23 protein-coding genes are annotated in these 23,606 nt (G+C 61.2%); 9 read left to right on the top strand and 14 right to left on the bottom strand.

The genetic code is table 11. The annotated features are described in order from the left end of the window. Nucleotide 1: 1 nt before the first annotated feature. Both BLV09_RS13935 and BLV09_RS13940 read right to left on the bottom strand, forming a co-directional pair. Complete coding sequence (locus BLV09_RS13935; protein ID WP_100380512.1) at nucleotides 2-877, bottom strand: branched-chain amino acid ABC transporter permease; 876 nt, start codon at nucleotides 875-877, stop codon at nucleotides 2-4. 95 nt (nucleotides 878-972) lie between these two features. Further along, on the bottom strand, nucleotides 973-2,229 hold the full coding sequence (locus BLV09_RS13940; protein ID WP_100380511.1) for an ABC transporter substrate-binding protein: 1,257 nt from the start codon (nucleotides 2,227-2,229) through the stop codon (nucleotides 973-975). A 356-nt stretch (nucleotides 2,230-2,585) separates the two neighbouring features. Between BLV09_RS13940 and BLV09_RS13945 the strand changes: the two genes are divergently transcribed. After that, complete coding sequence (locus BLV09_RS13945; RefSeq protein ID WP_100380510.1) at nucleotides 2,586-4,376, top strand: hypothetical protein; 1,791 nt, start codon at nucleotides 2,586-2,588, stop codon at nucleotides 4,374-4,376. Between the two features lie 43 nt (nucleotides 4,377-4,419). Then, entirely contained in the window at nucleotides 4,420-4,830 is a 411-nt protein-coding gene (locus tag BLV09_RS13950; RefSeq protein ID WP_100380509.1) for a hypothetical protein, read from the top strand. A 10-nt stretch (nucleotides 4,831-4,840) separates the two neighbouring features. Here the strand turns inward: BLV09_RS13950 and BLV09_RS13955 are convergent, their stop codons facing one another. Both BLV09_RS13955 and BLV09_RS13960 read right to left on the bottom strand, forming a co-directional pair. Then, entirely contained in the window at nucleotides 4,841-6,949 is a 2,109-nt protein-coding gene (locus tag BLV09_RS13955) for a BTAD domain-containing putative transcriptional regulator (protein ID WP_146687733.1), read from the bottom strand. A gap of 26 nt (nucleotides 6,950-6,975) precedes the next feature. Beyond that, the gene (locus BLV09_RS13960; protein WP_146687734.1) at nucleotides 6,976-8,325 is read right to left on the bottom strand and encodes a YcaO-like family protein; all 1,350 of its coding nucleotides are present in this window, start codon (nucleotides 8,323-8,325) and stop codon (nucleotides 6,976-6,978) included. A gap of 21 nt (nucleotides 8,326-8,346) precedes the next feature. Between BLV09_RS13960 and BLV09_RS13965 the strand changes: the two genes are divergently transcribed. Next, nucleotides 8,347-8,964: a hypothetical protein gene (locus tag BLV09_RS13965; protein WP_167558721.1), complete on the top strand. Its 618-nt coding sequence runs from the start codon at nucleotides 8,347-8,349 to the stop codon at nucleotides 8,962-8,964. Between the two features lie 95 nt (nucleotides 8,965-9,059). Here BLV09_RS13965 and BLV09_RS13970 read toward each other — a convergent pair whose 3' ends face one another. Together BLV09_RS13970 and BLV09_RS13975 are read right to left on the bottom strand one after the other, a co-directional pair. Next, entirely contained in the window at nucleotides 9,060-9,350 is a 291-nt protein-coding gene (locus BLV09_RS13970) for a hypothetical protein (RefSeq protein WP_146687736.1), read from the bottom strand. Between the two features lie 303 nt (nucleotides 9,351-9,653). After that, the gene (locus tag BLV09_RS13975; protein ID WP_146687737.1) at nucleotides 9,654-10,958 is read right to left on the bottom strand and encodes a molybdate ABC transporter substrate-binding protein; all 1,305 of its coding nucleotides are present in this window, start codon (nucleotides 10,956-10,958) and stop codon (nucleotides 9,654-9,656) included. A 74-nt stretch (nucleotides 10,959-11,032) separates the two neighbouring features. On the opposite strand from BLV09_RS13975, the gene BLV09_RS13980 reads away from it, so the two are divergent. Then, the gene (locus BLV09_RS13980; protein ID WP_244549076.1) at nucleotides 11,033-11,506 is read left to right on the top strand and encodes a tripartite tricarboxylate transporter TctB family protein; all 474 of its coding nucleotides are present in this window, start codon (nucleotides 11,033-11,035) and stop codon (nucleotides 11,504-11,506) included. A 62-nt stretch (nucleotides 11,507-11,568) separates the two neighbouring features. Further along, complete coding sequence (locus BLV09_RS13985; RefSeq protein ID WP_433994422.1) at nucleotides 11,569-13,062, top strand: tripartite tricarboxylate transporter permease; 1,494 nt, start codon at nucleotides 11,569-11,571, stop codon at nucleotides 13,060-13,062. Nucleotides 13,063-13,205: 143 nt separating this feature from the next. Here the strand turns inward: BLV09_RS13985 and BLV09_RS13990 are convergent, their stop codons facing one another. Continuing rightward, entirely contained in the window at nucleotides 13,206-13,502 is a 297-nt protein-coding gene (locus BLV09_RS13990) for a hypothetical protein (RefSeq protein WP_146687739.1), read from the bottom strand. A 100-nt stretch (nucleotides 13,503-13,602) separates the two neighbouring features. Next, a complete protein-coding gene (locus BLV09_RS37240) occupies nucleotides 13,603-13,749 on the bottom strand; it encodes a hypothetical protein (RefSeq protein ID WP_167558557.1) in 147 nt (48 codons plus the stop codon). Between the two features lie 486 nt (nucleotides 13,750-14,235). Here BLV09_RS37240 and BLV09_RS38045 point away from each other — a divergent pair, with 486 nt between their 5' ends. The 3 genes from BLV09_RS38045 (at nucleotide 14,236) to BLV09_RS14005 (ending at nucleotide 17,013) form a co-directional block, all read left to right on the top strand. Further along, nucleotides 14,236-14,541 (top strand): hypothetical protein, encoded by a 306-nt coding sequence (locus BLV09_RS38045; protein ID WP_244549252.1) that lies wholly within the window; start codon nucleotides 14,236-14,238, stop codon nucleotides 14,539-14,541. A gap of 23 nt (nucleotides 14,542-14,564) precedes the next feature. Next, on the top strand, nucleotides 14,565-15,734 hold the full coding sequence (locus tag BLV09_RS14000) for a Spy/CpxP family protein refolding chaperone (RefSeq protein ID WP_244549077.1): 1,170 nt from the start codon (nucleotides 14,565-14,567) through the stop codon (nucleotides 15,732-15,734). Between the two features lie 238 nt (nucleotides 15,735-15,972). Continuing rightward, nucleotides 15,973-17,013: a 5-methyltetrahydropteroyltriglutamate--homocysteine methyltransferase gene (locus BLV09_RS14005; RefSeq protein ID WP_244549078.1), complete on the top strand. Its 1,041-nt coding sequence runs from the start codon at nucleotides 15,973-15,975 to the stop codon at nucleotides 17,011-17,013. Here the strand turns inward: BLV09_RS14005 and BLV09_RS14010 are convergent. The 5 genes from BLV09_RS14010 to BLV09_RS14030 form a co-directional block, all read right to left on the bottom strand. After that, complete coding sequence (locus tag BLV09_RS14010; protein WP_100380498.1) at nucleotides 17,010-17,816, bottom strand: ABC transporter permease; 807 nt, start codon at nucleotides 17,814-17,816, stop codon at nucleotides 17,010-17,012. The genes BLV09_RS14005 and BLV09_RS14010 overlap by 4 nt on opposite strands. 9 nt (nucleotides 17,817-17,825) lie before the next feature. Then, entirely contained in the window at nucleotides 17,826-18,632 is an 807-nt protein-coding gene (locus BLV09_RS14015; protein WP_244549079.1) for an ABC transporter ATP-binding protein, read from the bottom strand. After that, on the bottom strand, nucleotides 18,611-19,366 hold the full coding sequence (locus tag BLV09_RS14020; RefSeq protein WP_146687742.1) for an ABC transporter permease: 756 nt from the start codon (nucleotides 19,364-19,366) through the stop codon (nucleotides 18,611-18,613). The genes BLV09_RS14015 and BLV09_RS14020 overlap by 22 nt, the downstream gene beginning before the upstream one ends. 10 nt (nucleotides 19,367-19,376) lie before the next feature. Beyond that, nucleotides 19,377-20,345, bottom strand: a complete 969-nt coding sequence (locus BLV09_RS14025; RefSeq protein WP_100380495.1) for an ABC transporter substrate-binding protein — start codon at nucleotides 20,343-20,345, stop codon at nucleotides 19,377-19,379. A gap of 143 nt (nucleotides 20,346-20,488) precedes the next feature. Further along, nucleotides 20,489-20,866: a carboxymuconolactone decarboxylase family protein gene (locus tag BLV09_RS14030; RefSeq protein ID WP_100380494.1), complete on the bottom strand. Its 378-nt coding sequence runs from the start codon at nucleotides 20,864-20,866 to the stop codon at nucleotides 20,489-20,491. A gap of 272 nt (nucleotides 20,867-21,138) precedes the next feature. On the opposite strand from BLV09_RS14030, the gene BLV09_RS14035 reads away from it, so the two are divergent. Then, nucleotides 21,139-22,029 carry a hypothetical protein gene (locus tag BLV09_RS14035; RefSeq protein WP_146687743.1) on the top strand — a complete coding sequence of 297 codons (891 nt, stop codon included), beginning with the start codon at nucleotides 21,139-21,141 and terminating at the stop codon, nucleotides 22,027-22,029. 6 nt (nucleotides 22,030-22,035) lie between these two features. Here BLV09_RS14035 and BLV09_RS14040 read toward each other — a convergent pair whose 3' ends face one another. Continuing rightward, entirely contained in the window at nucleotides 22,036-23,568 is a 1,533-nt protein-coding gene (locus BLV09_RS14040; protein WP_146687744.1) for an MFS transporter, read from the bottom strand. Nucleotides 23,569-23,606 lie beyond the last annotated feature (38 nt).

A 23,606-nucleotide genomic window follows, 5' to 3' on the forward strand; every position in this document is an offset into this window, starting at 1 on the left:
CTCATCGCCTCCCGAGCAGGCCTTGAGGCCGGATGTACATCACGATAACCAACAGCAGCAGCGCCGGAATGGTTCGATAGGCCGGCGATATCAGATAGGCCGTCAGGGTTTCGAGATAGCCGACCACAAACGCGGCAATCAGCGAGCCGGATACGCTGCCGAGGCCGCCCAGCACCACGATCGAGAACGCGCTCGCGGTGAGCGGTCCGACGCTATAGGAGCTGACCCCTAGGAACATTCCGAGCAGCACGCCGGCGATGCCGGCAAGGATGCCGTAGATCGCCCACACCACGATATAGATGCTGGTGAGTTCCAGCCCAAGCAGCGTGACGCCGCGCGGATTCATCGACGCCGCCAGCACCGCCTTGCCGGTCCGGGTGCGGTTCACCAGCAGCCAGAGCAGACCGATCACGAGGCAGCAGACCAGGGCGGTGAAGATTTCGTTATTCGGCGTGCGCACGCCAAAGATGTCGACAACCCCTTCAACGATCGGAAGCACGGTCTTGGCGTTGTTGGTGAAGAAATAGGCGATCAGTTCCTGGATCATGATCCCCCACAGCAACGTGCCGGTGAGGACGAAGATTTCCTTCTCCTCGTTGGGAATACGCCGCGATTTCTGGATCGGCTGCACCACCGCGAAATAGGTGGCGAAGGCTGCGACGAGCGCCGCCGCAACTCCGATCAGCGCGCCAAAATAGGTGTCGACATGCAGCACGCTGGCGGCGGCCCATGCCGCCACTGCTGCCAACACCATGATGGCGCCGTGTGAGAGATTGAGTACGCCGGAGACGCCGAAGATCAGCGTAAAACCGGTCGCACCGAGCGCGTACAACGCGCTGATGGCAAAGCCATCGATCAGGATCTGTAACGCAAGCATTTATAATGGCCGCGGCAGCACCGCTGCCTCATATTGGGAAACTACACACATGAAAAGGCTCCCGGGAAGACCCGGGAGCTTGTTCATTCGAGACTTTAGTTCGACGTGACCTTGATGAAGCTTGGGAACTTCAACTCGCCCTTGGCGACTTCCTTGGGCCATACGGAGACCTGCGCACCATCCTGCCACTGCAGCATGAGGCCGGTGATCAGGCCCTTGCCGTATTTGAGGCCGTGGGTGAATTCGTCGTCCTTGCCATAGAACTGGGTGCGGCCGATGGTGCCTTCCCAGTCGGTCTTTTCCAGCGCATCCACCATCTTGTCCGCGTCGGTCGATCCGGCGCGCTTGATCGCGTCAGCGAGATAGTAGACCTCATCATAGGCCGTATAACCGGCATAGGACGGATAGTTGCCGAACTTCTTCTTGAAGGCTTCGGCGAACGGAATCGACTTCGGCGTCACCGCTACGCCCGGACCGGAGACGCCCTGATAGAGCACGCCGTCCGAGGCATTGTTGGTATCCTTGCCGAAGGTCTCGTTGGTTGCCTGCGAAGCGATACCGAGCATCGGAATCGGCACCTGCTGGTTCTTCCACTGCACCGTGGGCTGCACGCCGACATGGGAAATGCCGGTGATGATCACGTCGGGCTTCGAGCCCTCGATCTTGTTGAAGATCGGCGTGAAATCGGTGGTATCCGGCGAGAAGCGGATATGGTCGAGCACCTTCAGGCCGATCTTGGGCAGACATGCCTCGTATCCCACATCCAGCGGCTTGGTCCAGGCGGCGTCCTCGCTCATGATGACCGCGGTCTTCATGTGTTTTTGGTCGACCAGAAGATCCTTGGCGGCATCGCACACCGAAAGCGCCAGCGAGGCTGACGTTAGATAACCGTGGAAGGTATATTTGTTCTTGTCATAGTCCTTGTGAACGCCGAGCGGAATCTCGTTGGAGGCAGCGCCCGGAGTCACCATCGGCGTCTTCAGGCGTGAGGCCCATGGCATCAGCGCCAGCACGACCTCGCTGACATAGCTGGCGATCACGGCGTGAACCTTGTCCTCGTTGACGGCGCGCTGAAAGGCGCGAACCGAATCCGCCGAAGAGCTGTGATTGTCGTAGCTGACGATTTCGATCATGCGGCCGTCGACGCCGCCCTTGGCATTGATTTCATCCGCGGCCAGTTGTGCCGCCTGCGGGATGGATGCGCCCGCGATCGCCTGGGCTTCCGCGATGACACCGAACTTGATCGGGTCCGCGGCCAAAGCCTGACCTGATGTCGCCAACAGGCCGATGGCGGTAGCTCCGAGCAGACCGCGCAATGACCAAAAAACAGGCGGCCGGATTGTGTTCGTCATATCGTTTCTCTCCACGTGATAATCTTATTACTATTGCCGCCATTGTAACCGCGCCGGCGCACTCGGCAAGCGAAACTGCAGCAAAATCCCCTTCGAATAGCGCAACTTAAGTAGATAGGCGATCCCTGCCCGGCTTTTGTCGTGCTTAACGCCCACCGTTGCCGAACTAATCGGCCTCGCGCAAGCCGTTTGCGCTCTGAACACTCCGCATGCCGGAAAATTCCCACCTCATCTTGCGATGCCATTTGTCGCGCGCGCTTCGGCTGCAAGCGACGCAGCGCCGCTCGATTCCCAGATCACGATAATTTCACGGCTTACCCGCCAGTCTCGCAACGTGATAGCGGAGAGAAACTGCCGTGCAGAACGCAACCAAGGCATTCGCGCTTCCGATCAAGGGAACAACTCCGATAGACGATCTCGCTGATCGTCACGGAATGCCTTCCGGCTTTCGACACTTCCTCAATACGCCCAACGCTTCACAACGGTTCAAGGCCTACGGCATCGACCCGTCAACCGCGCCGGAACATTCGCTAAAAGTCCGCGCCCTGATGAACCGGTTGTCCCGCCGGATGGATGCCGAACTCAACTGGCCGCCTCATGATGACGCCACGATAGAGCGCTGGGAAAATCCTCTTATACCGTCGGGTTATACATACCTGCTGCAATTCGTCGCGCATGACCTCGTGCACTCGGCCATACCGCTTTCGGTGACAGGAACGCTCGACGCCGATACCGCCAACGCGCGCCGCACGGCGCTCAAACTCGAAACCCTGTTTGGAAGCGGCCCTGTCGGCTCTCCGTTTGTGTATGCGCAGGATACGCCGAACGATGAACGTCGCACGAAGCTGCGGCTCGGTCGCATGCGCTGGAAAGACAAGGAGGTCGAGTCCGGCTGTCCGTTCCGCGACATCGCGCGGACACCAGCCGAGAATGTCACCGGGATCGACCGAAGCATTGCCGGACATCGCATTGCGCTGACGGAAGCGCTGATCGCCGATCCCCGCAATGACGACCACGCCATTATGTCGCAGCTGACTGCACTGTTTGCGCTGCTGCATAACGGCCTGGTCGATGTCGTACGTCGCGGCGAACCCGCAACGGCGATCAACGCCAATCTCGGCGCCGCCTACAAGCGGTTTCTGTGCGCGCGCGATGCCCTGACATCGATCTATCACGCCATCATCCGCAACGATCTGATGCGGCGTGTGCTGCATCCAGCGATCCACGCGGCCTATTGCGGTCCGACCCGGAGCTTCATTGACCGCGCCGCGCATTCCGACCACGATCCTGCCGACCACGATCCTGCAATGCATGGTCTGCGCGAGCGAAATGGCTGGCAGGTTCCGCTCGAATTCTCCCATGGCGCGTTCCGCTTCGGCCACGCGATGGTGCGGCCCGAATACGTGATCAACGATCTTGCCACCCACGATCTCAGCAAGACCCTGGAAAAAACGTCGGCGAACGATCCCGTCAACATGCCGCTCGACTCGACATGGATCGTGCGGTGGTCCCGCTTCTTCCAAATCCAGGGATCGCGGCCGAATTTCAGCCGGCGCATCGGCCCGTTCCTCAGCGACGGGCTGGGCAACGACCAGATCTTTCCCGCGGTCGACGCGACCAACCGGGTTGGCCTGCTTTATCGCGATCTTCTCGGCGCGGCTCTCGCCGGATTGTGGTCCGTGGAAGCGCTGATCGACGAGATTGCGATCCGCCGGCCCTCCTTCATCGATAGTTCGCGGCTGCTTGCCGATCGTCCCTACCGGGTCAGCCGGCTCCGTGAATGGCTGGCTTCCGAACCAAGCTATGGCGGCCTTTCCGCTGAAGACATCGAAACGCTGGCGAATGATCCGCCGCTGCCGTTTTTCATCTTGTTCGAGGCGATGCAACAGCCGCAGGCACCGGGCCAGCACCTTGGACCGCTAGGCTCGATCATCGTGTCGGAAGTGATCTTCGGTGCGCTCGAACATAATGCGCTCCCGGTCGCACGTAACGCGGGTTCGTTGTCTGAAGCGCTCGCTGCGATCTCCGCTCAATACTACCCGACAAATGTCTTGGAAGACGTACCCGAAATTGCGCGCATGGATCAGCTGGTCGAGTTCACCGCTGAGATCGGTGGCCTGCACCAGGCCGTGCCCGCATTCCTGTGAGGCGGATTCATTCCGCGTCACCCAACCCTGGAGGACTGAAGCCATGTCGATCGAAAGACTGCAAGTCACGAACCACGAGCGCTGGGGCAAGCTGGTGAAGACCTGGGCCACCGGCAACAACTATCTCGACGACGACAACGAATACCCGCTCCCGACCACGATGGACGAATTCAAGGAGCAACTCGCCAAGGCACAAGTATTCGCGACGGTGCCGGAACGCTTCACGCAGATCAAGTTCGTCTCCTCCGACCAGGAGACGATATTGGTGCGCCTGCCGCCCAAGGTGATGATCGCCGATTCCGAAGAACTGCTCAACAAGCCGGGCGCAACCTATCCGCTTCCGCCGTTCTACAAACGCCTCTTCAACGGTATCGAACCGGTCATTCCCGAAGACGAAAAATTCCGCGTGCATGCCGAGCGTATCGGTGACTACACGATCAGCATCTGTTCCTGAAACTACGTGATCAGGATAACTGCACGATACCCTCGACAGGAAGTCCTGCGCCACCCAATCCGTCGCGCAGGACTTCCCATCGCGCGCCTACGCTGATCGGATGCGCTTCCAGGGTCCAGCGGACCACGGCCTCGTCGGTCGGGGCGGATGATCCAATCCAAAACGAACGTATTCCGTTGAGGAAGCGCTGAGCCTCTTCCCGAGCCATGTCCAACTGTCCGAGATGAAACAGCGCCGCCGCCCGCCATGCAGGCAGCGTCTTTATTACCCCCTCCGCGCGATCGATGGCCTCGAGGGCGCCGGCATATTCGCCGCTCAGCACACGAATGATGCCATGGTAACCCCATCCGAGATATGAGGGCGCTGACGAAAGAGCCAGCGACTGCTCGGCCCGCAGCCGAGCTTGATCGATCGATCCGCAAAAAGCGCAACAGGCTGCACTGGACAACAAGGTCCACGGGTCGTTGTCGTTCAGTTCACAGGCGAGGTCCATGTGCGGCGCCGCCTCGGCCTCGCGCAGCGCCATCACATAAGACCAGCCACAGCACAGATGCGCCCTGGAATCGACCGGATCCAGTTGAACGGCACGCTTGGCAAGTTCAAGCGTCGCCTTTGCCTTGCCGAGATCGCGGAACACGCCAGGGTGAACAAAGTGCTCGACATTGTTCATTTGCACGAGGCTGCTGTAGCAAGGCGAGAACGTGGGATTTTCCCGGATCGCATCGCGGAAGATGGTGACCGCACGCTGCCAGCTTTCCGCATCGTATTTGAAATGCAAACTCTGACCGCGCAGCCAGCGATCGTGAGCATCGAGCGAAACGTCGGGTTCGCCCGCAAGCCGCATCAGCCGCTCTGCCGACAATTGCACATTCAGCGACATGGCGATGCGCCGGATAATACGCTGCTGGGCTTCGAACCAGTTATTCAGACCGAGTCGGAAGCTCTCGCTCCAGACGTAAATACCGGTCCTGTCGTCTTTCAGCACCATCACCATATTGATATCGTCGCCCGCCCGATAGGCAGTAGCTTCGATGCAATATTGCGGCGCCGAATCCTGCGCGGGAGGTACAGCAGCAGTCACTCGATCGACCACGCTCCATTCCCGGAAACGCACAAGCGATGCGGCGAGGTGCTGGTTGAACCCTTGAACGAGATGGGCATGATCGTTGTCGATGCCATGCATGGCAAAAGGCTGCAGCACGAGGCGCATTTTGGCCGGCGCCTTGATCTGCGCAGCTGCCAGCGGAATGGCATGCTCAACGCTCCCGTTGATCACACGTAATGTGCGCTTGTCGGCTGCGCCGCGCGCGCCGGAATCGGCGAGCGGCCTTTCAAAGGCCCCGAGCTTGATCTTTGCAACGAGTTCTTCCGTCACCGGCGACGGCTCCATGCCATAATCCCGGTCCAGCAAATCCCAAAGCGCCTTGTAGATGCGTAGTGCGCCGGCGACGTCGCCTTCCTCGGCGTGCGTCCGCATCAGATGGCAACAGGCCTCCTCGTGGGTGGGATCGAGGTTGAAGATCGCGGTCGCGATCCGACTTTTGGCGCCGGCGGCGACCTCATCCGCCACCAGACCGGCGCCGAGGCTTCGCATCAGCCTGTCATGAATGGTCTGGCGTTTTGCGAGCACCCAGACCCGGAATGACGGATCGAGATCGTCCATGCCTTCCAGAATCCGTTCGCCAAGCTGTGGAGTATTGAGCAACAGCGGGTGGACGTTGCCGCCTTCGGCGGCCCGGATAATACTTTCGACATCGACCTCCACGTTCTCGGCATCGAGATGAATCGAGAGCCTGCCCGCGACGAACCCGCTGCATCCCGCCTCCTCAAAGGCCGCACGCAATTCGCGAACGACCTGACGCAGCGAGGCCCGTGCTTTTTCTTCGTCCGACCGGCTCCACAACAAACCGACGAGCCGTTCGCGGCTTTCGTGTTTGGTCTCGGTCAAGGCAAGATAGCTGAGAACGGCGCCGGCCTTCTGGGTCCGAAGCTCGATCAGGCGGCCCTTGAATCTGATTGTGAGCCGTCCCACCAACGAAACCGAAAGATGCGCCGCGGCTCCGGGCACCGCCTCGAATTCGCTTTCAGCCAGCTCTTGAACGTTAGCGACCCGCCGCATCGAAAAGTCCCACCGAGGTCAACCGACTATATCAGCGCGACGCCGCCCGTATAGCTCGCACCTCCGCCTGTTTGCGCAATCATATCTGCCAATCGCGGCGTAATGAGCTCGGACGGTTCGAGCTGCAGGCCGGGCGCAATCACGCGCGCCACCGGGATCGCGAAATGCGGACGGGTCAGATTGAGGTTGAAGGTCTCGATGCCGAACTGGTCGAGGCGATCCGCCATCAGCCGCAGCAAGGCGCCCGGATCGCTCACGTTGAAGTTCAGATGTTCCGCGCGCTCTGCTACGGGTTGCAGCAAAAGACATTCATCGGCGACGATCATGGTGGCGCGCCGCCGGTGAATCCGGTCCCGCTCGTTGAGCGCAGCTTCACCGCGTTCGGTGCACTTCGCTTCGACAACCTCGTGCGCAAGTTCGATCTGACACATTTCCAGAACGGCTGAGCGCACCGCGGCCGCCAGCGTCGGCCGCGCGGCGAGACCAAAAGCGAAGCCAAGGCCATCGGCCTTGCAGGAGACCGCGGCAACACAGGGGACTCCAATATCCGTCGTTATATCGAGCAGCCAGCTCCGTCGCGACGAAACGTTTTGCCGCAGCCGCGACAGCAGAACCCGGGCCGCGGTTTGCGCTTCATGCTCAGGCGGAATCAACCGGCCGCGGTTGCCACCCCGCCACCAAAGACTGGCCGCGTCTCGCTCGATCAACTCCAGCAGACCGTGCAGGGCGGCTGCGTCCCAGGACCTCCCGGCCGCTGATCCGGCACTTAGCGGAAATGGCGGCTTGATCGCTTGCTTGCCCGACGGCCGGCGCAGGCAGAGGTCTGCGGGTAACAGGACCTCCCTGCCATCGGTGAGACGTGTCACGCGGCACCATGAAAGTTCGACATCGGCGCGCCCGTGGTACGCCGAAAACGTCGCGAGGAATTCCCGTGCGGCCGGACCGAGCCCCGCCGCCGGGCCGGCGGCGCCGGGTAATTCCAGCACATCATTGGCGGTCTGCAATTGGGACAGATACTCAACGCCCTCCCCGATGCACCCTTGAAATGCTTCCTGCAGCGAGAGGCCGACACCGGAGACACCGACCCCAGGACTGCCGGCATGCAAGGGGTCCGCAAGCTCGGGATCGAATTCGGCCCCAAAAATGACCAGGCCGGGGGCGTCCGGAGCGGCCAGTTCGAAAACACGCCGAAACCGCGACGCCAGCTTCAGCAGGCAGGCGCGGTGGCGTGTTTCAGGGCCGCTCTCAGTGCGATCCGCGCCGGCTTCCCTCGCGTAACCCAGCGCCTGCAACAGGGATCGGACATCAGCATCGTCGGCCGCCTCCGGTCTATCGCCAAGTAATGATGAGGCCGCGCGCGCAAACAGGTTGGGCATCCGATCTCCTGTCTATTCACGATGGCCTCACGCCTGTCGCGCAAAGTCTGGCAGGCGGAAACGTCCACGTCTTGGAGTACCATAATGCTCGCCAAAGCCTTTGTCGTTGCGATGGCTGCCGATATTGCCCGGTCGGATTACGCCAAGCCAACGCTGATCCGCAGCCACAGCCGCGAGTGGCTGATTGCGTGCCGCTGGGGCCCTGACGGCGAATACCTCTCGCTGGCGACCGCCGGTGTCATGCGCGACCCCAACGGACGCGTGGCGCCCGACGCTATCGCCCCCATTCACAGCCTGTTCGGCGTGCTGGTTTCGGAGTCGGAGTCGGAAGCTGCCAGCACCTTTTTGCTGGTGCGCCAGTTGCCGTTCCCGGTCGAACTCGCTGGTACCTTTTTTCCAGCCGACGGATATGCACGGTTGCAGCAGCGCGAAACGATCAGCCTGGTCTCGAAAACCCGCTACTCACATAGCTGCGGCTGGCTGGATGGCAGGGAGGTCCGCAAGGACATTCCGGACCCGGCGCCGTCCTCGGCGGAGGCGATGGCCTGGCACATCGAAGCCAAGCGCTGCGACTGGATCGGCGAGTTTATCTCCGAATCCATTCTGCAAGAGAAGCGTGCGATGCGTGCCAACGGATGAGCTCCGCAGCCTACGGTATGGGGACTCAGCGCAAGGATACCGCCGCCGCGGATGGTGGCGGTAGTCTCGACGAACTGTCCCCAAGCCCTGTTTCGCTATTGCGAAGAGGTTTCGGGAGCCAGCACGCACCTGCCCTCTTGGTCGATCGATATCGTCATTTTCTGGCCGGGCAGAGCTGTGAGAAAATTCTGCAAGATCAACCGGCTCTCATCGGAAAGCGCGAAAAGTCCGCGCATCAGCTCGAAAAATCCCGGCTCTTCGCCGACATACAACAATTCGAGCAGTTCCGCGCTCGTGTACCGTCCCAAAGCGGACACAAGCCTTTCCGTCTCGTCGATTGGACTGGTTTCGCTCCAGCGATCGAAATTGTAAATTACCGCAGTCATTGATGCCCCGATGCCTTACGATGATTCTGACGATGGCCCTGGCAGATCACAAGCCCTGGCAGATCATAGCCAAGCCTAGCTTGCGGGTTTCATCGTGAATTCAACGTGATTGCGGCGATCGGAGCGTGCCGGACCGAACCGGACGGCCCTGGGGCAACCGAATTACCGGAAACCGCCGACGGCACCGTTCGCCCTTTCGCGACGCAACCTGCCGGCCGGCCTTAAACCGGGACATGGCGAGCGGGGGTCATCCGCCGCACCGGCCGTCCGCCGGTTTCCCGCGCCGGCTACCGTCCGTCGGATTCAATTGATCGGCTTGAGGGTAAGCTCATCCGGCCGGGCTTTGACGAACCCGAACTTCGCGTAGGCGTCCTGTGCGGCGGGGGTAGCGAGGAAAGCGAGATAATTGTCGGCATTCTCCCTGTGCCGGCCGTTCTCCAATGCCCCCACGGCGTACGACACTTCATCACGCAGGCTGTCGGAAGCAGGCAGCTCGACAGCCTCTACTTGAGCGCCCTGGCGCAGAGCTTGCATCACTTCTGTCTTCCACACGATGCCGACATCGGATTTATCGTCGCGAATACGTTCCGGGGTTTCCCGATGGTGCACGGCGGTAAACCAGTTACGCTCGGTGGTCTGACAGGATGCGCATTCCCGGCCATTCGCAATCTGCGTCCAGATTCCGTGCCGCTCCAGTATCTTGCGCGCATAGAACTGCATGATCCCTTCATTGACCGGATTGGGCAGAGAGGTTCGAACGTCGTTGCGAACGAGGTCGTCGATCCCGGCGATCCGCTTCGGATTGCCCTTGGCCACCATCATCTGCAGTTCATTGTGCATGTAGATCTCATACTTAAGCATCAGACCGGCCGTCTTGAGCCGTTGCAGATGCCCGAGATTGACGGATGCATAGATGTCGGGCCTGCATCGGTACTCCCTGCCGTTGTAACGCCAGCCTCCGCCTTCAATCGCCGACAGGATCAAGCCCGGGGGAAGCGTGATCAGCCCAACCGTCACGCCGGGATAGGCCTTTTGAAAAGCGCCGATCACCTCGTCCATCGCGAAGAACTGATTTCCGGCAACCCAGACAACGAGGTTTGCATCGGACGTCATATGCTCGAGCGCCGCGACGCCCTCCTGAATTGTCCCGTCGGTTCGGTAGAATTTGAGGTCGGTATCCTTGTCGGGCGGGATCACCGCCAATTCCTGCGCCGCCGCAGGTTGTGCCAAAACGGGAGAGTGAAAAGTAAAAGCCGCGATCGCCAGGCCGACGCCCACCACCACTCCGGCTGCCCAACACCGGCACCTCAAAGCCAACGCGGCCGAGGCGGAATTCACTTTTTTCATATCACTCTCCTCGAACTCAGGCGAAAGCTGGCCAAACGTCGGCAGAATGGCCGCCGCCCCGGCGCCGATACCATTCTCTGGGGCCGCACGTCGAACACCGATTGGCAGCCAGACTTGCCGCCACATCGGCATCAGGCGGTCGCAACTCCTCCGAGCTGCGATGTCGTGACAACCGAAAATATCGGATCGTTGCCTAAGCAACTCGCAATACCCGCGCCGATACAGCCGCCCCTGGGCTGGTGCGGCAACCCTGCGGCGCATGGCAGCACGGGGCAATCTCGACAGGCCCCGCCACTACGGGTAGGGTCCGAAAAAACCTTACCGGAGATACGCCGTTGCAGGACAGATTTAAGCTGAAACGCGACTATTATGCCGGCGGCCTGATGATGCTGATCGGCGTCGGAGCCGCGGTCATCGGCACTGGCTACAAGTTCGGCAGCCTCGCCCGGATGGGTCCCGGATTCATGCCGGTCATGCTCGGCATTGTCCTGGCGTTCCTCGGCATCCTGATCGCCGGCACCGCCCTGGCCTCATCTGAGCCTGACGACTCCAGGTTCCTGCCGGACAATCCGCAATGGTTCGGCTGGCTCTGCATTATCGCCGGCCCGATCCTATTCATCATCCTCGGACAATACGCAGGCATGATCCCTGCTGTATTCGCCTGCGTCTTTGTCTGCGCGCTCGGGGACAAGACAGCGACCTACAAATCGTCGGCCATCCTGGCAGCCGGTGTCACGGTATTCGGGGTCCTGCTGTTCCATTACCTGCTCAGCATCCCGTTCCCCTTGTTGCGCGGGGTCAACCTGTGATCTCCACTGCAATTACGGATCTCTATTACGGCTTTGGCGTAGCGCTCGAACCGCATAACCTGATGTACTGCTTCCTTGGCGTGCTGGTCGGCAACCTCGTCGGCGTGCTGCCGGGAATGGGCCCTGTAGCCACGATTTCCATTCTGCTCCCGCTGACCTTCGGGATGCAGCCGGTGCCCGCGATCCTGATGCTCTCCGGCGTCTATTACGGCGCGCAGTATGGCGGCGCCATCTGCTCGATCCTGCTGAACTTGCCCTGTCATCCACCGCACGCGGTGACATGCCTTGACGGGTTTCCACTGACAAAGCAGGGCAAGGGCGGCACGGCGCTCGGCATCACCATCATCGCGGCCTTTGTCGGCGCATCGTTCGGCATCACCGAGATGATTTTCCTTGCGCCGTTCCTCGTCAAGATGGCGCTCGAATTCGGACCGGCCGAAGTATGCTCACTGATGCTGGTGGGATTGCTCGCAGGCTCGACGCTGGCCAAGGGATCGCCGCTCAAGGGGATCGCGATGACGGTTTTCGGCCTTCTGGTCGGCATCGTGGGATCGGATATCGAAACCGGGCAACCCCGCTTCACTTTCGGTATCACTGAGTTGTTCGACGGCGTCGAAATCGTCGCGCTGGCGCTCGGCATGTTCGGCATCGCCGAATTCATGAACAGCATCAACAATACCGAAGCCGTCGATATGAAGTACGCCAAGGTCGGCATCTCCGACATGTTCCCGTCGAAGGCGGACCTCAAGAAATCGTTCTTCCCGATGATCCGCGGCACCTTGCTCGGGAGCCTCTGTGCGCTGATTCCGGGTACCGGGCCGACCATCGCCTCCTTCGTGTCCTACGCCACCGAGAAGAAGATATCGAAAACGCCGGAGCGTTTCGGTCACGGCGCGATCGAGGGCGTCGCATGTCCGGAAGCGTCAACGCACTCCTCCGTGCAGGGCGATTTCATCCCGACCATGAGCCTAGGCATTCCGGGCGACACCGTGATGGCTTTGCTGTTGGGCGCGCTCATCATTCACGGCATCGTTCCGGGCCCGCAACTGATCAGCCAGCACGCCGACATCTTCTGGGGGCTGATCGCAAGCTTCTGGATCGGCAATATCCTGCTGGTCATCCTCAACGTGCCGATGATCGGCCTGTGGGTGAAGCTGCTGAGCATTCCCTACCGCTATCTCTATCCGAGCGCGATGTTCTTCGTCTGCATCGGGGTCTATGCCGCCAACAACGACATGTTCCAGGTCGGCGAGACCCTGTTCATCGGCATCCTCGGCTACATCCTGCTGCGCCTCGACTTCCATCCCGCGCCAATCCTGCTCGGATTTGTGCTGGGACCGCGCTTCGAGGAGAACTTCCGCCGCAGCCTGCTGATCTCTCGGGGCGATCTGACGACCTTTATCGATCGTCCGATCAGTGCGTTCTTTCTCCTCATCAGCGTCGTACTGATCGTGGCGCAGATTTACGTCTGGCTGCGCAAGCCAAAAATCATCGCTGAGGAAAAGGCGATCGAGGCCCAGGTGCCGACGACGCCATATTCAGAACTGGCCGAATAACTGCGGCCCTCGACCCGGGCCTCCGGCGGCCATGCCGGAGGTCCGGGTCTGCGTCATCAGCTGCATTCACGGACGAAATCGCAGGCATAATCGTTGGCGCAGACATACGCCGGCAACACCACGGGGAATGCGGACCCCAAGTGTTACATTTTGTCGGGTTTGCTCTGCTTGTTCAAAGGCCTTACGCCTTGACTGCTGTCAGGCATCTTGTCCCGGCCCTGATCTCCATTGGCATCGCTGCCTCCTGAGGTGGAGGTGCCGCTTCCGCTTCGGCTCGGTTTCATCGCGTTTCCCGTGGTCGGCGAGGTACCGGGAGTGGCGGAGCTGGCCGCGGGGTCGCCGGTTACCGAGCCACGACCGCTGGGAACTCCGCTTTGTGCGTGTGCGAATGCGCCGAACAGCGTCAGGGCCGTGGCGAGTGCAAGCGTCGTGGATTTCATGGCCGTTCCTTTCGGTAGACCAACGATAATCCCTGTGTGAAAGCGAGGTTCCGCTGTTCAGAAAGCGCGAAGCCGCCATGCCGCACGCAATTACTGTAGTTCAGCTCGCCAACAATTGGCTGTCGTCCAGCGCATCGGACGTTCTTCGGGTGACCGCCTCGGCCGGCGAAACGTCAGTGCGTTGCTTAAAACGAGAAGCGATCTCTTCCTGCGCTTTGTGGTGCCACATCTCGGCTTCGGCCAGCAATCGCCAACTCTCGAGGGGCCGGAACACCGCGTTCTGCCGGCACAAGGATTCCATTGCACGGTAGCGAACGAGGTTACTCATCTCTCGCCTCCAGGCAGCCTGCCCGACATCATTAAAAGCTGATATTGCGATGGTGTCATCAGGATTCTTCGCCGGCAGAATTTTCTGTACAGACTCAGGAAGCAGATCGGTCGTGAGCGTCAGTAACTCAACTGGACGACACCAGTAAGACTGTCTTCCGCAGCGCAGCCTGCAATTAGATACCGAGAACCGGCGCTCCAGCCTTCGGAACTCGGGCGTTGTGTGAACGTTATGACACGTGAGCACCTGAGCTCGCTCACGTAACCGGGCCGCGCGAGAGCGCCATGTCAAGGGCAATGTCAAAAGTAAAAATTTATGCCGTTGCAGTTCTGGCGCTCGTCGTCGCAGCCAGTGCTTACGCGGCTCCGCAGCGCGGCGGTGGTGGTCGCGGCGGAGGAGCCCCGCATGCTGCTGGTGGTGGTGGCCATTTTGGTGGCGGTGGTCATTTTGGCGGTGGCGGGCATTTCGGCGGCGGGCGCGGCGGCGGTAGCCCGCATTTTGGCGGCGGCGGAGGGCACATCGGCCGGTCGGCAATATCGCGGCCCGCGGCGCGCCCCAGTTTCCACGCGCAGCGCTCTTTTGCCGTTCGCGGGGGCTCGAACCGAACTGCCGGCCGCAGCGCTACATTGCGGTCCAATCGAAACGCTTCTTTGGGCCAGAATACCTCGCGCCAGAATAGAAGCACCGCCGTCAATCGCGCCGCGAGCGTAAGGTCGCGCGCCGTTCGCAATGCGTTGAACTCGCGCTCGGTCGCCGGCGCGTTGCGCAACACGACCGCGCTGCGCAATCCAAATACGCGTGCTCAAATTGCTGCAAGCGCCGCCATGGGAGGCTGGCGTCACGACCACGGCGGCAGAGATGGCTGGTGGCGACACCGCAACGGCGGGTACGGCTGGGTCGGCCCGTTGTTTTGGCCATTCGCCTATTACGACATGTACGACTACGCGATGTGGGGATATGGCGGCCCGTTCTGGGACTATGGCTATGATGACATCTACGCCGGCATTTTCTCGCCCTATGGCTACGACGACCTCGCAGGCTATTTGCCGCAAGGCGGCATCGCTCCGCAGGCCCCGGCCCAGCAACCTGCCTCAACATCTCCCGCCGGGCCAAACGACCAATTGGCGCAAATGTGCGGCGAGGACAGCCGCGACATCGCCGGCCTGCCGATAGATCAAATCCAGCAGGCTATCCAGCCGAATGATACCCAACGTGCGGCGCTCGACGACCTCGCGAATGCCTCGGTAAAAGCAGCGCAAGACCTCAGAGCCGCATGCCCAACCCAGATATCGTTGACGGCGCCCGCTCGACTCGCCTCCATGCAAATGCGGATCGAGGCGATGATTGCGGCAGTCGCCATCGTCCAGCCGCCATTGCAGAAATTTTACGACCTGCTGAACGACGAGCAGAAGGCGCGGCTGAATGCGCTCGGCCAGGACGCACGTCAGGGCGAAGCCGGGCGAAGCGCAACCAGCTCGCTCGCCCAAAGCTGCGGCGCCGCGCAAACCGGCGTAATCAGCTGGCCGGCGGCTGAAATCGAAGCGAAAATTCGTCCAACGGATGCCCAACGTAGCAGTCTTGCGGCGCTCCAGGACGCCAGCGCAAAAGCGGCGGAACTGCTCAAGAACTCGTGCCAGGCGGAGGAAGCGATCACGCCGCCGGCCCGTCTCGAGGCGGTCGGCAAACGATTGAATATTCTGCTGCAAGCGGTGAAGACCGTTCGTGCCGCACTGGACGATTTCTACGGCAAGCTGAGTGACGAGCAGAAGGCTCAGTTTGAGGCGATTGGACTGCGCCACGCCGCAACCACCGCTGGTCAGCCAGCCGTTACACGAACGCATATTCATCGCCACCATGCCAGCATCGGCGGATTGATCCGGCGCTTCATTTGGCTTGCGCGATGAAGTGAGATTATTGCCTGTCCGAGACCGTCCGTGTCGCGATTCGAAAAGCTCGCAGGCCACTGACCGTGGACAGTTCGGCGCTTCTCGCGTCGGTCGGGATGTTCGGCCCCCACGCAAGAGACCGCGGTGAGGTTCGATGAGGCGTGGGACGCGCCGGCTGGGACAGCGTTTACACACGCCCGGGATGCTCTATACATTCGCTCCAAGAACAATCAGCCGGTCAGCGGGAGTTGAAGCATTGGCGTTACCGAAACATGTGTTGCCGACCACCGTCGTTGGAAGTTACCCGCAGCCCGATTGGCTGGTCGACCGCCAGATGCTGTCAAAATCCGTCCCACGGACCCGCATGACGCAGATGTGGCGGATTCCGGACGCCTACCTCGAGCAGGCGCAGGACGATGCCACGATCGTTGCTATCAGAGACATGGAGCGCGCCGGCATCGACATCGTCACCGATGGCGAGATCAGGCGGGAGAGCTACTCCAACCGCTTTGCGACGGCGCTGGAAGGCATCGACACCGAAAACCCGGCCATCATCACCTCTCGCTCCGGCCAGGCCACCCCGGTCCCCCGCGTTGTCGGGCAAATCCGTCGCAACGGCGCAGTCGAGTTGAGGGATATGGAATTCCTTCGCCGCAACACCGACCGCGCTGCGAAAATCACCCTGCCCGGCCCGTTCACGATGAGCCAGCAGGCCAAGAACGAATTCTACAAGGACGACGAAGAGTTCGCCATGGCAATGGCGGCGGCGGTCAATGCCGAAGCGCTGGAGCTGCAGAAAGCCGGCGCCGACGTCATCCAGCTCGACGAGCCGTGGGTGCGAAACGACCCGACAGCCGCCAAGCGCTACGCCGTGAAAGCGATCAACCGCGCGCTGCAAGGCCTTACCGTACCGACCGTCGTTCACGTCTGTTTCGGGTACGCCGCCGTCGTTCCCGGCGATACCAAGCCGTCAGGCTATTCGTTTCTGGCCGAACTCGACGATTCCATCGCCGAGCAAATCTCGATCGAGGCTGCGCAGCCCAAACTCGATCTCGGCGTGCTATCGGATCTGTCGTCCAAGAAAATCCTGCTCGGCGTGATCGACCTCGGTAATCCCGAAATCGAGACCGCTGATGTCATCGCCGATCGGATCCGCGCCGGACTCAAATACGTCTCCGCCGATCGGCTGATCCCGGCGCCGGATTGCGGCATGAAATACATGCCGCGCCACGTGGCGTTCGGCAAGCTCAAGGCGATGAGCGACGCCGCAGCCACGGTGCGCAAGGAAGTCAGTTAGGAATTCGCCGGTTGCAAGCCGGCGGCGGGAATTTCTTGCGCCATCGCATCACGGCCGGCGCGTGTGCCGGTCTGCCAGACCGCAGCCCGCCGCTCGACCAGCCTGATCAGCAGGTTGAACGCGACCGCCAGCGCCAGAACCAGCAGCACACCCGCAAACACATGCGCGCTTTCCAGAATGGTGCGGTAACGGGAAATCAGATACCCGATCCCCGCCGACGAGATCAGCATTTCCGACACGACCACGCCGACGATGACCAGGGCGCCTCCCACCCGCAAGCCTGACAGCACGGTGGGAATCGCGGCCGGAATGATCACGCGCGTGACGCGTTGGCTCAGCGTCGCACCCATGCTGCGGGCGGCGAGCAGGAGTTGCGGGTCGATGGTTTGAATGCCGGCAGCGGTCGCCAGCATGGTCGGCAGGAAACCGTAGATCGAAGCGAACGCAATCTTGGACTCCGAGCCGATCCCGAGCCAAACCGTGAAGACCGGATAGAGGATCACGAGCGGGATCGCATAAAGGCTCGAGACCATCGGCATGATCAGCAGGCGCGGTCGCGGCAGGCTGCCGACGATCGCGCCGGCGAGAATTCCGCCCCCACATGCGAACACCATGGCGACGGCGATCTCGTACAGCGTCACCAGCAGTGCCTGCCCGTATTCCGCGGCATCATTCCAGCCCGCGGCCAAGGTCGAGGACAGCGACGGCAGAAACAGTTCGGGAATGACACCGAGGCGTGGCAGCACTTCCCACAACACGACCAGCGTAATGATGATGAGGCGGCGCAGCGTTGTCGACGACATCGTCTTGCCTCACGCCGATTTGCGGATATGGCGCCAGATACGGTCGCGCAGGCTTCCGAAGGTATCGCCGCTCAGCATTTCGAACGTGCGCGGCCTTGGCAGCGCCACTTCGAGCCGGTCCACAATGCGGCCGGGACGCGCCGACATCACGACAACTTCATCCGCGAGATAGACCGCTTCGGTCAGGCTGTGTGTCACGAAGACGATCGTCTTGCCGGTCGCAGCCCAGATTCGCAGCAATTCATCGCCCATGGTCATTCGGGTTTGCTCGTCGAGGGCCGCAAACGGCTCATCCATCAGGAGCACCGGCGGGTCCTGAACCAGACCGCGCGCAATCGAGACCCGCTGCTTCATGCCCCCGGACAATTCATGCGGATGCCGCGTCCCGAAGCCATCCAGCCCCACCAGCTGCAGCGCTTCCTGCGCCTTGGCCCGCCGCTCCTTCCTTGCGACGCCTCGCAGCGTCAGCGGGAATTCGACATTCTCTTCCGCAGTGAGCCAAGGAAACAGGCTGGGCTCCTGGAACACCACGCCCACCCGGTTCGGATCGGGAACATCGATCGGCGCGCCGCTGATCAGGATGGTTCCCGACGTCGGTCGCCGCAGCCCAGCCATCATCATCAACAGCGACGATTTTCCGCAGCCGGAGGGGCCGACCAGCACGACAAACCGCCCCGGCTTCACCTCGAACGAGACGTCGGACAACGCCACGACGTCCTGGCCGGAGGTCCGATAGGTGTGACCGACGCCGTCGACCTGAATCGCGCCGGCGCGTGAAACCAGCTTGAGCGGGGTTATGTTCGCCAATGGCTGCATCGCGTTTCCACCCATCGGACGAGTTCGTTGAATGTCATGGCAATGATGGCGATCATCAAGACTCCGGCCAGCAATTGCTTCATCTGGAAATTTTCTCCCCAGGTCGCGATCTGATGGCCGATACCGTCGCGCGAGGCATACATCTCCGCAAGGATCACGCCGGTCAAGTTGAAGATCATCGAAATCCGCAACGCCTCGAGCAGCACCGGAAGCATGCTCGGCAGATAGACGCGAAACGCCGTCTGCACGGCGGTGGCGCCGTAGGAGCGGGCCACCGTCAAATGTTCGATCTTCACGGATTCGACCGCCGTCGTCGTCGACATGATGACGATAAAGATCGTGGAGAAGAAGCCGAAGCCGACCTTTTCCGAGAAGCCGACCCCGAACACCAGAATGAACATCGGTAGGAAGATCGACTTTGGAATGCTGAAGGCGAAAAACAGCAGCGGTTTCATCACTTCGGAGAAATAACGATTCTCCGCGATCAGAAAGCCGATCAGGGTGCCGACGGGAACCGCCAGAACAAAGGCCGTCAACACTTCGCTCGCCGTCACCACAAGATCGTTGCGCACGCTGGCGCGCTGCAGCAGTTCGCCCAGCATGGCAAGGCTATCGGATGCCGAGGGAAGCAAACGGGGGCTGACGGCTCCCGTTCGCGACAGCACTTCCCACACTGCAAACACCGCCAGCACGACAGCGAGGCGCGCTGCCTTTATACCAAGCGTGCCGGTCATCGCGTTCGCCTCAGGGTTTGGTGGCCACCGGTTTGAACTGGGTCGAGATGATCTCGGATGCCGGCGCCAGATCCTTCATGCCGCCAAGCTTGGCCATATCGAGCGAAAGCTGAAGCGCGCCCGTAACATTGGGCGCGCTCATGTCGCCATTGGTCTCAAGCTGCAGGATCGTATTCTCGTATTCCGCGGCAGCGATATCGGCCGGCATTTCGTACAGATCGGCGATCAGCTTGATCGCCGCTTCGCGGTTGTTGCGCATGAACATCACCCCGCCATAGAGCGCGTTGAGCGCCTTCTGCAGCACTTCAGGCTTTTCCTGCGCGAATTTGTCGGTGGCGATCCAGCCCGAAGTCAGGTTCGGCGGAACGTCCTTGGCGTAATCGAGGATGGTCTTGGCTTCACCCGACTTGGCGATCTGAAAACTCAACGGCGAATAAACCACCGCGGCGTCAATGTTGCCGGCGAGCAGATTGGGCACCAGCCCGCCGCCACCGACCGGCACGCGGGTGAAATCGATCTTCTTGTCCTGAACCGTCCACAGCGCCAGCAGATCCGATCCCGAACCTGCCGATGTGATGCCGACCTTCTTGCCGTTCAAATCCTTGACGCCGAGTGGCGACTTCGCCAGCACCATCAACTGCCAGCCGAAATTGCCCATCGCTCCGTTGGCAACGACCTTCGACATCACGCCCTTCTTGCGGCCGGCGGCCGGCAGCGACGGTGCGTCGAGGATGAGATCGGCTGCACCCGCGGCCATCGCCTCAAATGTCTCCGCTCCACCGCGATAGATCGTCAACTCGGCCGTGATGCCCTCTTTTTCGAACAGCTTCTGGGACTTTGCCGCCTCGGCCACCGTCGTCGGCCAATAGGTTTTGGTCGGCAATCCAATGCGGATGGTCTCCGCATGGGATACCGCCGGCGCCGCGAGCAGCGTCACGGCGGCGAGCGTCGCCAGGACATGGCGGCGGATGGTGGTCATGATTGCGTTTCCCCTGTCTGTTTATGGTGCCTCGGAGTCTTGATGCTCCTGACCCGATTGCTTCCTTCAGTCGATTGAACCCATCATTGCTCGCGGACGGCTGGAATACAACCAACCGAAGGGTTGGAAACTCGTCCCAAGCCCTATCCGTTTTCCAGTTCCTTGAACGCCTCGCGCGCAATGCGGAAGCTGTCAATACCCGCGGGAACGCCGGCGTAGACGGCGACCTGAAGAAATATCTCCTTGATCTCATCCTTGGTCAGGCCATTTTTCAGCGCCGCCTTGACGTGCAGCTTCAATTCGTGCGGGCGGTTGAGCACGCTGATCATCGCCAGATTGACGATGCTGCGGGTACGGCGATCGACGCCAGGCCGGGTCCACAACGCACCCCAGCAGAACTCGGTCGACCATTCGGCCATCGTGCGCGTGAACTCGTCAGCGCCGGCGATCGATTTGTTGACGTAGTCCTCGCCAAGCACCTCTTTGCGGACCTTGAGTCCCTTTTCAAATAGTTCGGTCATGGTTTCCCTTGCCTCTTTTCTGGTACGGGACGGAATCGTCTGCGCACTCTTAAACATTGTTTGTCTTCAAATCCTAGTGCGACGGGTCATCACCTGTCGACCTCCAATCTTGCAGGCGGTCCGGCGCATGGACGGGGCCGAAAGCCCTGTCGCGGCGGCGTGCTCCTGACCAATTTCCGCCGCTGGTGGCCCTGCCCGGTCTCGCCGAATTGTTGGATTAGTCCATTCCGCTGCAGTATAATATGCCGCAATCCGCATCCGGGACCGTATCCATGCAGCAGCAATTCGACCGCGCCGCCGAGGACCTTGGCAACTCGATCCATTTCGAACACGTCAACGTCCAGGTGCCCGACCAGCGCCTGGCGTCGCTATTTTATGTCGCCGGGCTCGGGCTCACCCGCGATCCCTATTTAATGGTGTCCGACAGCAATATGTGGGTCAATGTCGGCCGAAGCCAGTTTCACCTGCCGAGCGGCCAAGCGCAGGTGCTGCGCGGCCATACCGGAATCGTGATTTCCGGCCGTGAAGCGCTGCTCGGCCGGCTTGCCTCCGTCGCCAGGAAGCTTGACGGTACTGCGTTCACGTTCAAGGAGAATAACGACTACGTCGAGGCGACGTGCCCGTGGGGCAACCGCGTGCGCTGCTATGAGCCGGACGCGGCGCGCTTCGGGCGCATCACGCTCGGCATCCCCTATGTTGAGTTCGACGTGCCGATGGGCACCACGCAAGCCATTTGCGACTTCTATCCAAAGATCATGGGGATGCCCGCCGAACTCAAAAACGGCGATGGCAAGCTCGCACGCGTGAAGATGGGCAAGGACCAGTATCTGCAATTTCGCGAGACCGACCGGCCGCAGCCGGAATATGACGGCCACCATGTGCAGATGTACATCACGAATTTCTCCGGTCCCTATCGACAGTTGTCGGAGCGCGGCCTGATCTATAGCGAAGACAACCAATACCAATACCGTTTTCGCGATATCGTCGATCTCGAGAGCGGCAAGCCATTGTTCACCATCGAGCACGAAGTGCGCAGCGCCACGCACCCGATGTATTTGCGGCCGATGGTCAACCGCAATCCGGCACAGACCAACAGTAATTACGCATCCGGCCACGACCAATGGCTGTGGGCGATGGAGCCGGACGAGTACGACCGGCGATAACGCGCGTCAGCTTTTCATCGCCGCGCCGGTCTGCCGGATCGTCAACCAGCCTATGATGCCGCCAAGTGCGGCGCATGACGCTGCAACCAGCATCACCGTGCGCAAAGCGCGCTCGAATGCCGAAGTTGCGGCGCCAGTGACGCCGGCCTGTCCGGCCAGAACCGCGTTCAATACCTCGTTGGCGTGCGCCGGCGCCATGTCCGCCAGATGATGTGAGAAGCTGGCGAATAAAACAGCACCGAGCGCCGCCACGGCCAGCAGCCCCGCCACTCGCGCAACGGCGTTGTTGACGCCTGAGGCTATGCCGGCGTGGGCCTCGCCAACCGAGGCCATCACGGTCGACGTCAGCGGTGAAACGGTCATCATCATCCCGACCGCGAGCGTGCAAATCGGGGGAAACACGCTGCTCCAATAAGGCCCGCCCCAATCGGCGAAGGAGAGCCATAACAATCCGGCGGCAGTGATGATCGGCCCTGCCGTCAGCGACATCCGCGGACCGAAACGGTCGGACAGAGCGCCTGAGGACGACGAGCCAAACCCCATGATCAGCGCATACGGCAAGAACGTCGCGCCGGCCTGGGTTGCGGAATAGCCACCCAGCCGGATCAGGCCGAAGGGCAGAAAATACAGCACGCCGCCAAGCGCGAAATAAACCAGCAGCGTCAGCGCATTGGTTCCGGAAAAATCGCGCGAGCGATAGAGCGACAGCGGCATCATCGCGTGTTCGGGCGAATACGCTTCGATGGCGAGGAACGCCAGTAGAAAGGCTGCGCCCAACCCCAGCGCGCCGAGCACGAAGACGTCGCGGAATCCCGACGCCGGAATGGCGCCAAGCCCCCAGGTAATTGCCGCAAGACCGATCGCGACTGCGGCGGCGCCTTTCCAGTCCAGCCGCTTCGCCTGGGGATCGTGGCTCTCGCAGGCAAACAGGATCGCAAGACCGGCCGCGGCAATCGCGAGCGGCACATTGATCAGGAAAATTGCCCGCCACGACACATGATCGACCAGCCAGCCGCCGAGCACCGGCCCGGCCGCGGCTGTCAGTGCACCGACGCCTGCCCATACACCGATCGCGTGGCTGCGCTCATGCTCGTCGAACGTCGCGCCGAGCATGGCGAGACTGGCCGGCGTCAGCAATGCCGCGCCAAGACCTTGCACCGCACGGCTGGCGACCAGCACGTCGATGTCAGGTGAGAGGCCGCAGGCAATCGAGGCCATCGTAAACAGCGCAACACCGACCAGAAAGATCCGGCGGCGGCCGTAAAGATCGGCGGCGGAGCCTCCGACCAGGACCAGCGCGCCCAATAGCAACAAATAGCCGTTGACGATCCATTGCGTGGATATTGCATCGGCGCGCAGTGCCTGCTGGATCGCAGGGAGCGCGATGTTCACGACCGAACCGTCGATGAATGCCATGCTCGATCCAAGGATCGTCGCCGCCAGCGTCAGCCGCTTGCGCCGTTGCGACAAGGCGACCGGGAATACGGGCGTGGCGCGGATGACGCCGGCGTCGCAGGGTGACCTTGAAACACCGAGCATCAGACCCTCGCCATCAACGCTGCCGCCGCATGCTCCGC

This window comes from Bradyrhizobium canariense (genome assembly GCF_900105125.1).
Lineage (GTDB): Bacteria > Pseudomonadota > Alphaproteobacteria > Rhizobiales > Xanthobacteraceae > Bradyrhizobium > Bradyrhizobium canariense_A.

Excerpts from the sequence above, each read along its gene's own strand:
- BLV09_RS13965 (WP_167558721.1), top strand. The coding sequence starts at position 8,347 with ATGGCCTCACGCCTGTCGCGCAAAGTCTGGCAGGCGGAAACGTCCACG.
- BLV09_RS13950 (WP_100380509.1), top strand. The coding sequence starts at position 4,420 with ATGTCGATCGAAAGACTGCAAGTCACGAACCACGAGCGCTGGGGCAAG.
- BLV09_RS38045 (WP_244549252.1), top strand. The coding sequence starts at position 14,236 with ATGCTGCTGGTGGTGGTGGCCATTTTGGTGGCGGTGGTCATTTTGGCG.
- BLV09_RS14030 (WP_100380494.1), bottom strand. The coding sequence starts at position 20,866 with ATGACCGAACTATTTGAAAAGGGACTCAAGGTCCGCAAAGAGGTGCTT.
- BLV09_RS13960 (WP_146687734.1), bottom strand. The coding sequence starts at position 8,325 with ATGCCCAACCTGTTTGCGCGCGCGGCCTCATCATTACTTGGCGATAGA.
- BLV09_RS13975 (WP_146687737.1), bottom strand. The coding sequence starts at position 10,958 with ATGCGCCGCAGGGTTGCCGCACCAGCCCAGGGGCGGCTGTATCGGCGC.
- BLV09_RS14010 (WP_100380498.1), bottom strand. The coding sequence starts at position 17,816 with ATGTCGTCGACAACGCTGCGCCGCCTCATCATCATTACGCTGGTCGTG.
- BLV09_RS13955 (WP_146687733.1), bottom strand. The coding sequence starts at position 6,949 with ATGCGGCGGGTCGCTAACGTTCAAGAGCTGGCTGAAAGCGAATTCGAG.
- BLV09_RS14025 (WP_100380495.1), bottom strand. The coding sequence starts at position 20,345 with ATGACCACCATCCGCCGCCATGTCCTGGCGACGCTCGCCGCCGTGACG.
- BLV09_RS13985 (WP_433994422.1), top strand. The coding sequence starts at position 11,569 with ATGTACTGCTTCCTTGGCGTGCTGGTCGGCAACCTCGTCGGCGTGCTG.
- BLV09_RS14020 (WP_146687742.1), bottom strand. The coding sequence starts at position 19,366 with ATGACCGGCACGCTTGGTATAAAGGCAGCGCGCCTCGCTGTCGTGCTG.
- BLV09_RS13970 (WP_146687736.1), bottom strand. The coding sequence starts at position 9,350 with ATGACTGCGGTAATTTACAATTTCGATCGCTGGAGCGAAACCAGTCCA.
- BLV09_RS14035 (WP_146687743.1), top strand. The coding sequence starts at position 21,139 with ATGCAGCAGCAATTCGACCGCGCCGCCGAGGACCTTGGCAACTCGATC.
- BLV09_RS14015 (WP_244549079.1), bottom strand. The coding sequence starts at position 18,632 with ATGCAGCCATTGGCGAACATAACCCCGCTCAAGCTGGTTTCACGCGCC.
- BLV09_RS13935 (WP_100380512.1), bottom strand. The coding sequence starts at position 877 with ATGCTTGCGTTACAGATCCTGATCGATGGCTTTGCCATCAGCGCGTTG.
- BLV09_RS13940 (WP_100380511.1), bottom strand. The coding sequence starts at position 2,229 with ATGACGAACACAATCCGGCCGCCTGTTTTTTGGTCATTGCGCGGTCTG.
- BLV09_RS13990 (WP_146687739.1), bottom strand. The coding sequence starts at position 13,502 with ATGAAATCCACGACGCTTGCACTCGCCACGGCCCTGACGCTGTTCGGC.
- BLV09_RS14040 (WP_146687744.1), bottom strand. The coding sequence starts at position 23,568 with ATGCTCGGTGTTTCAAGGTCACCCTGCGACGCCGGCGTCATCCGCGCC.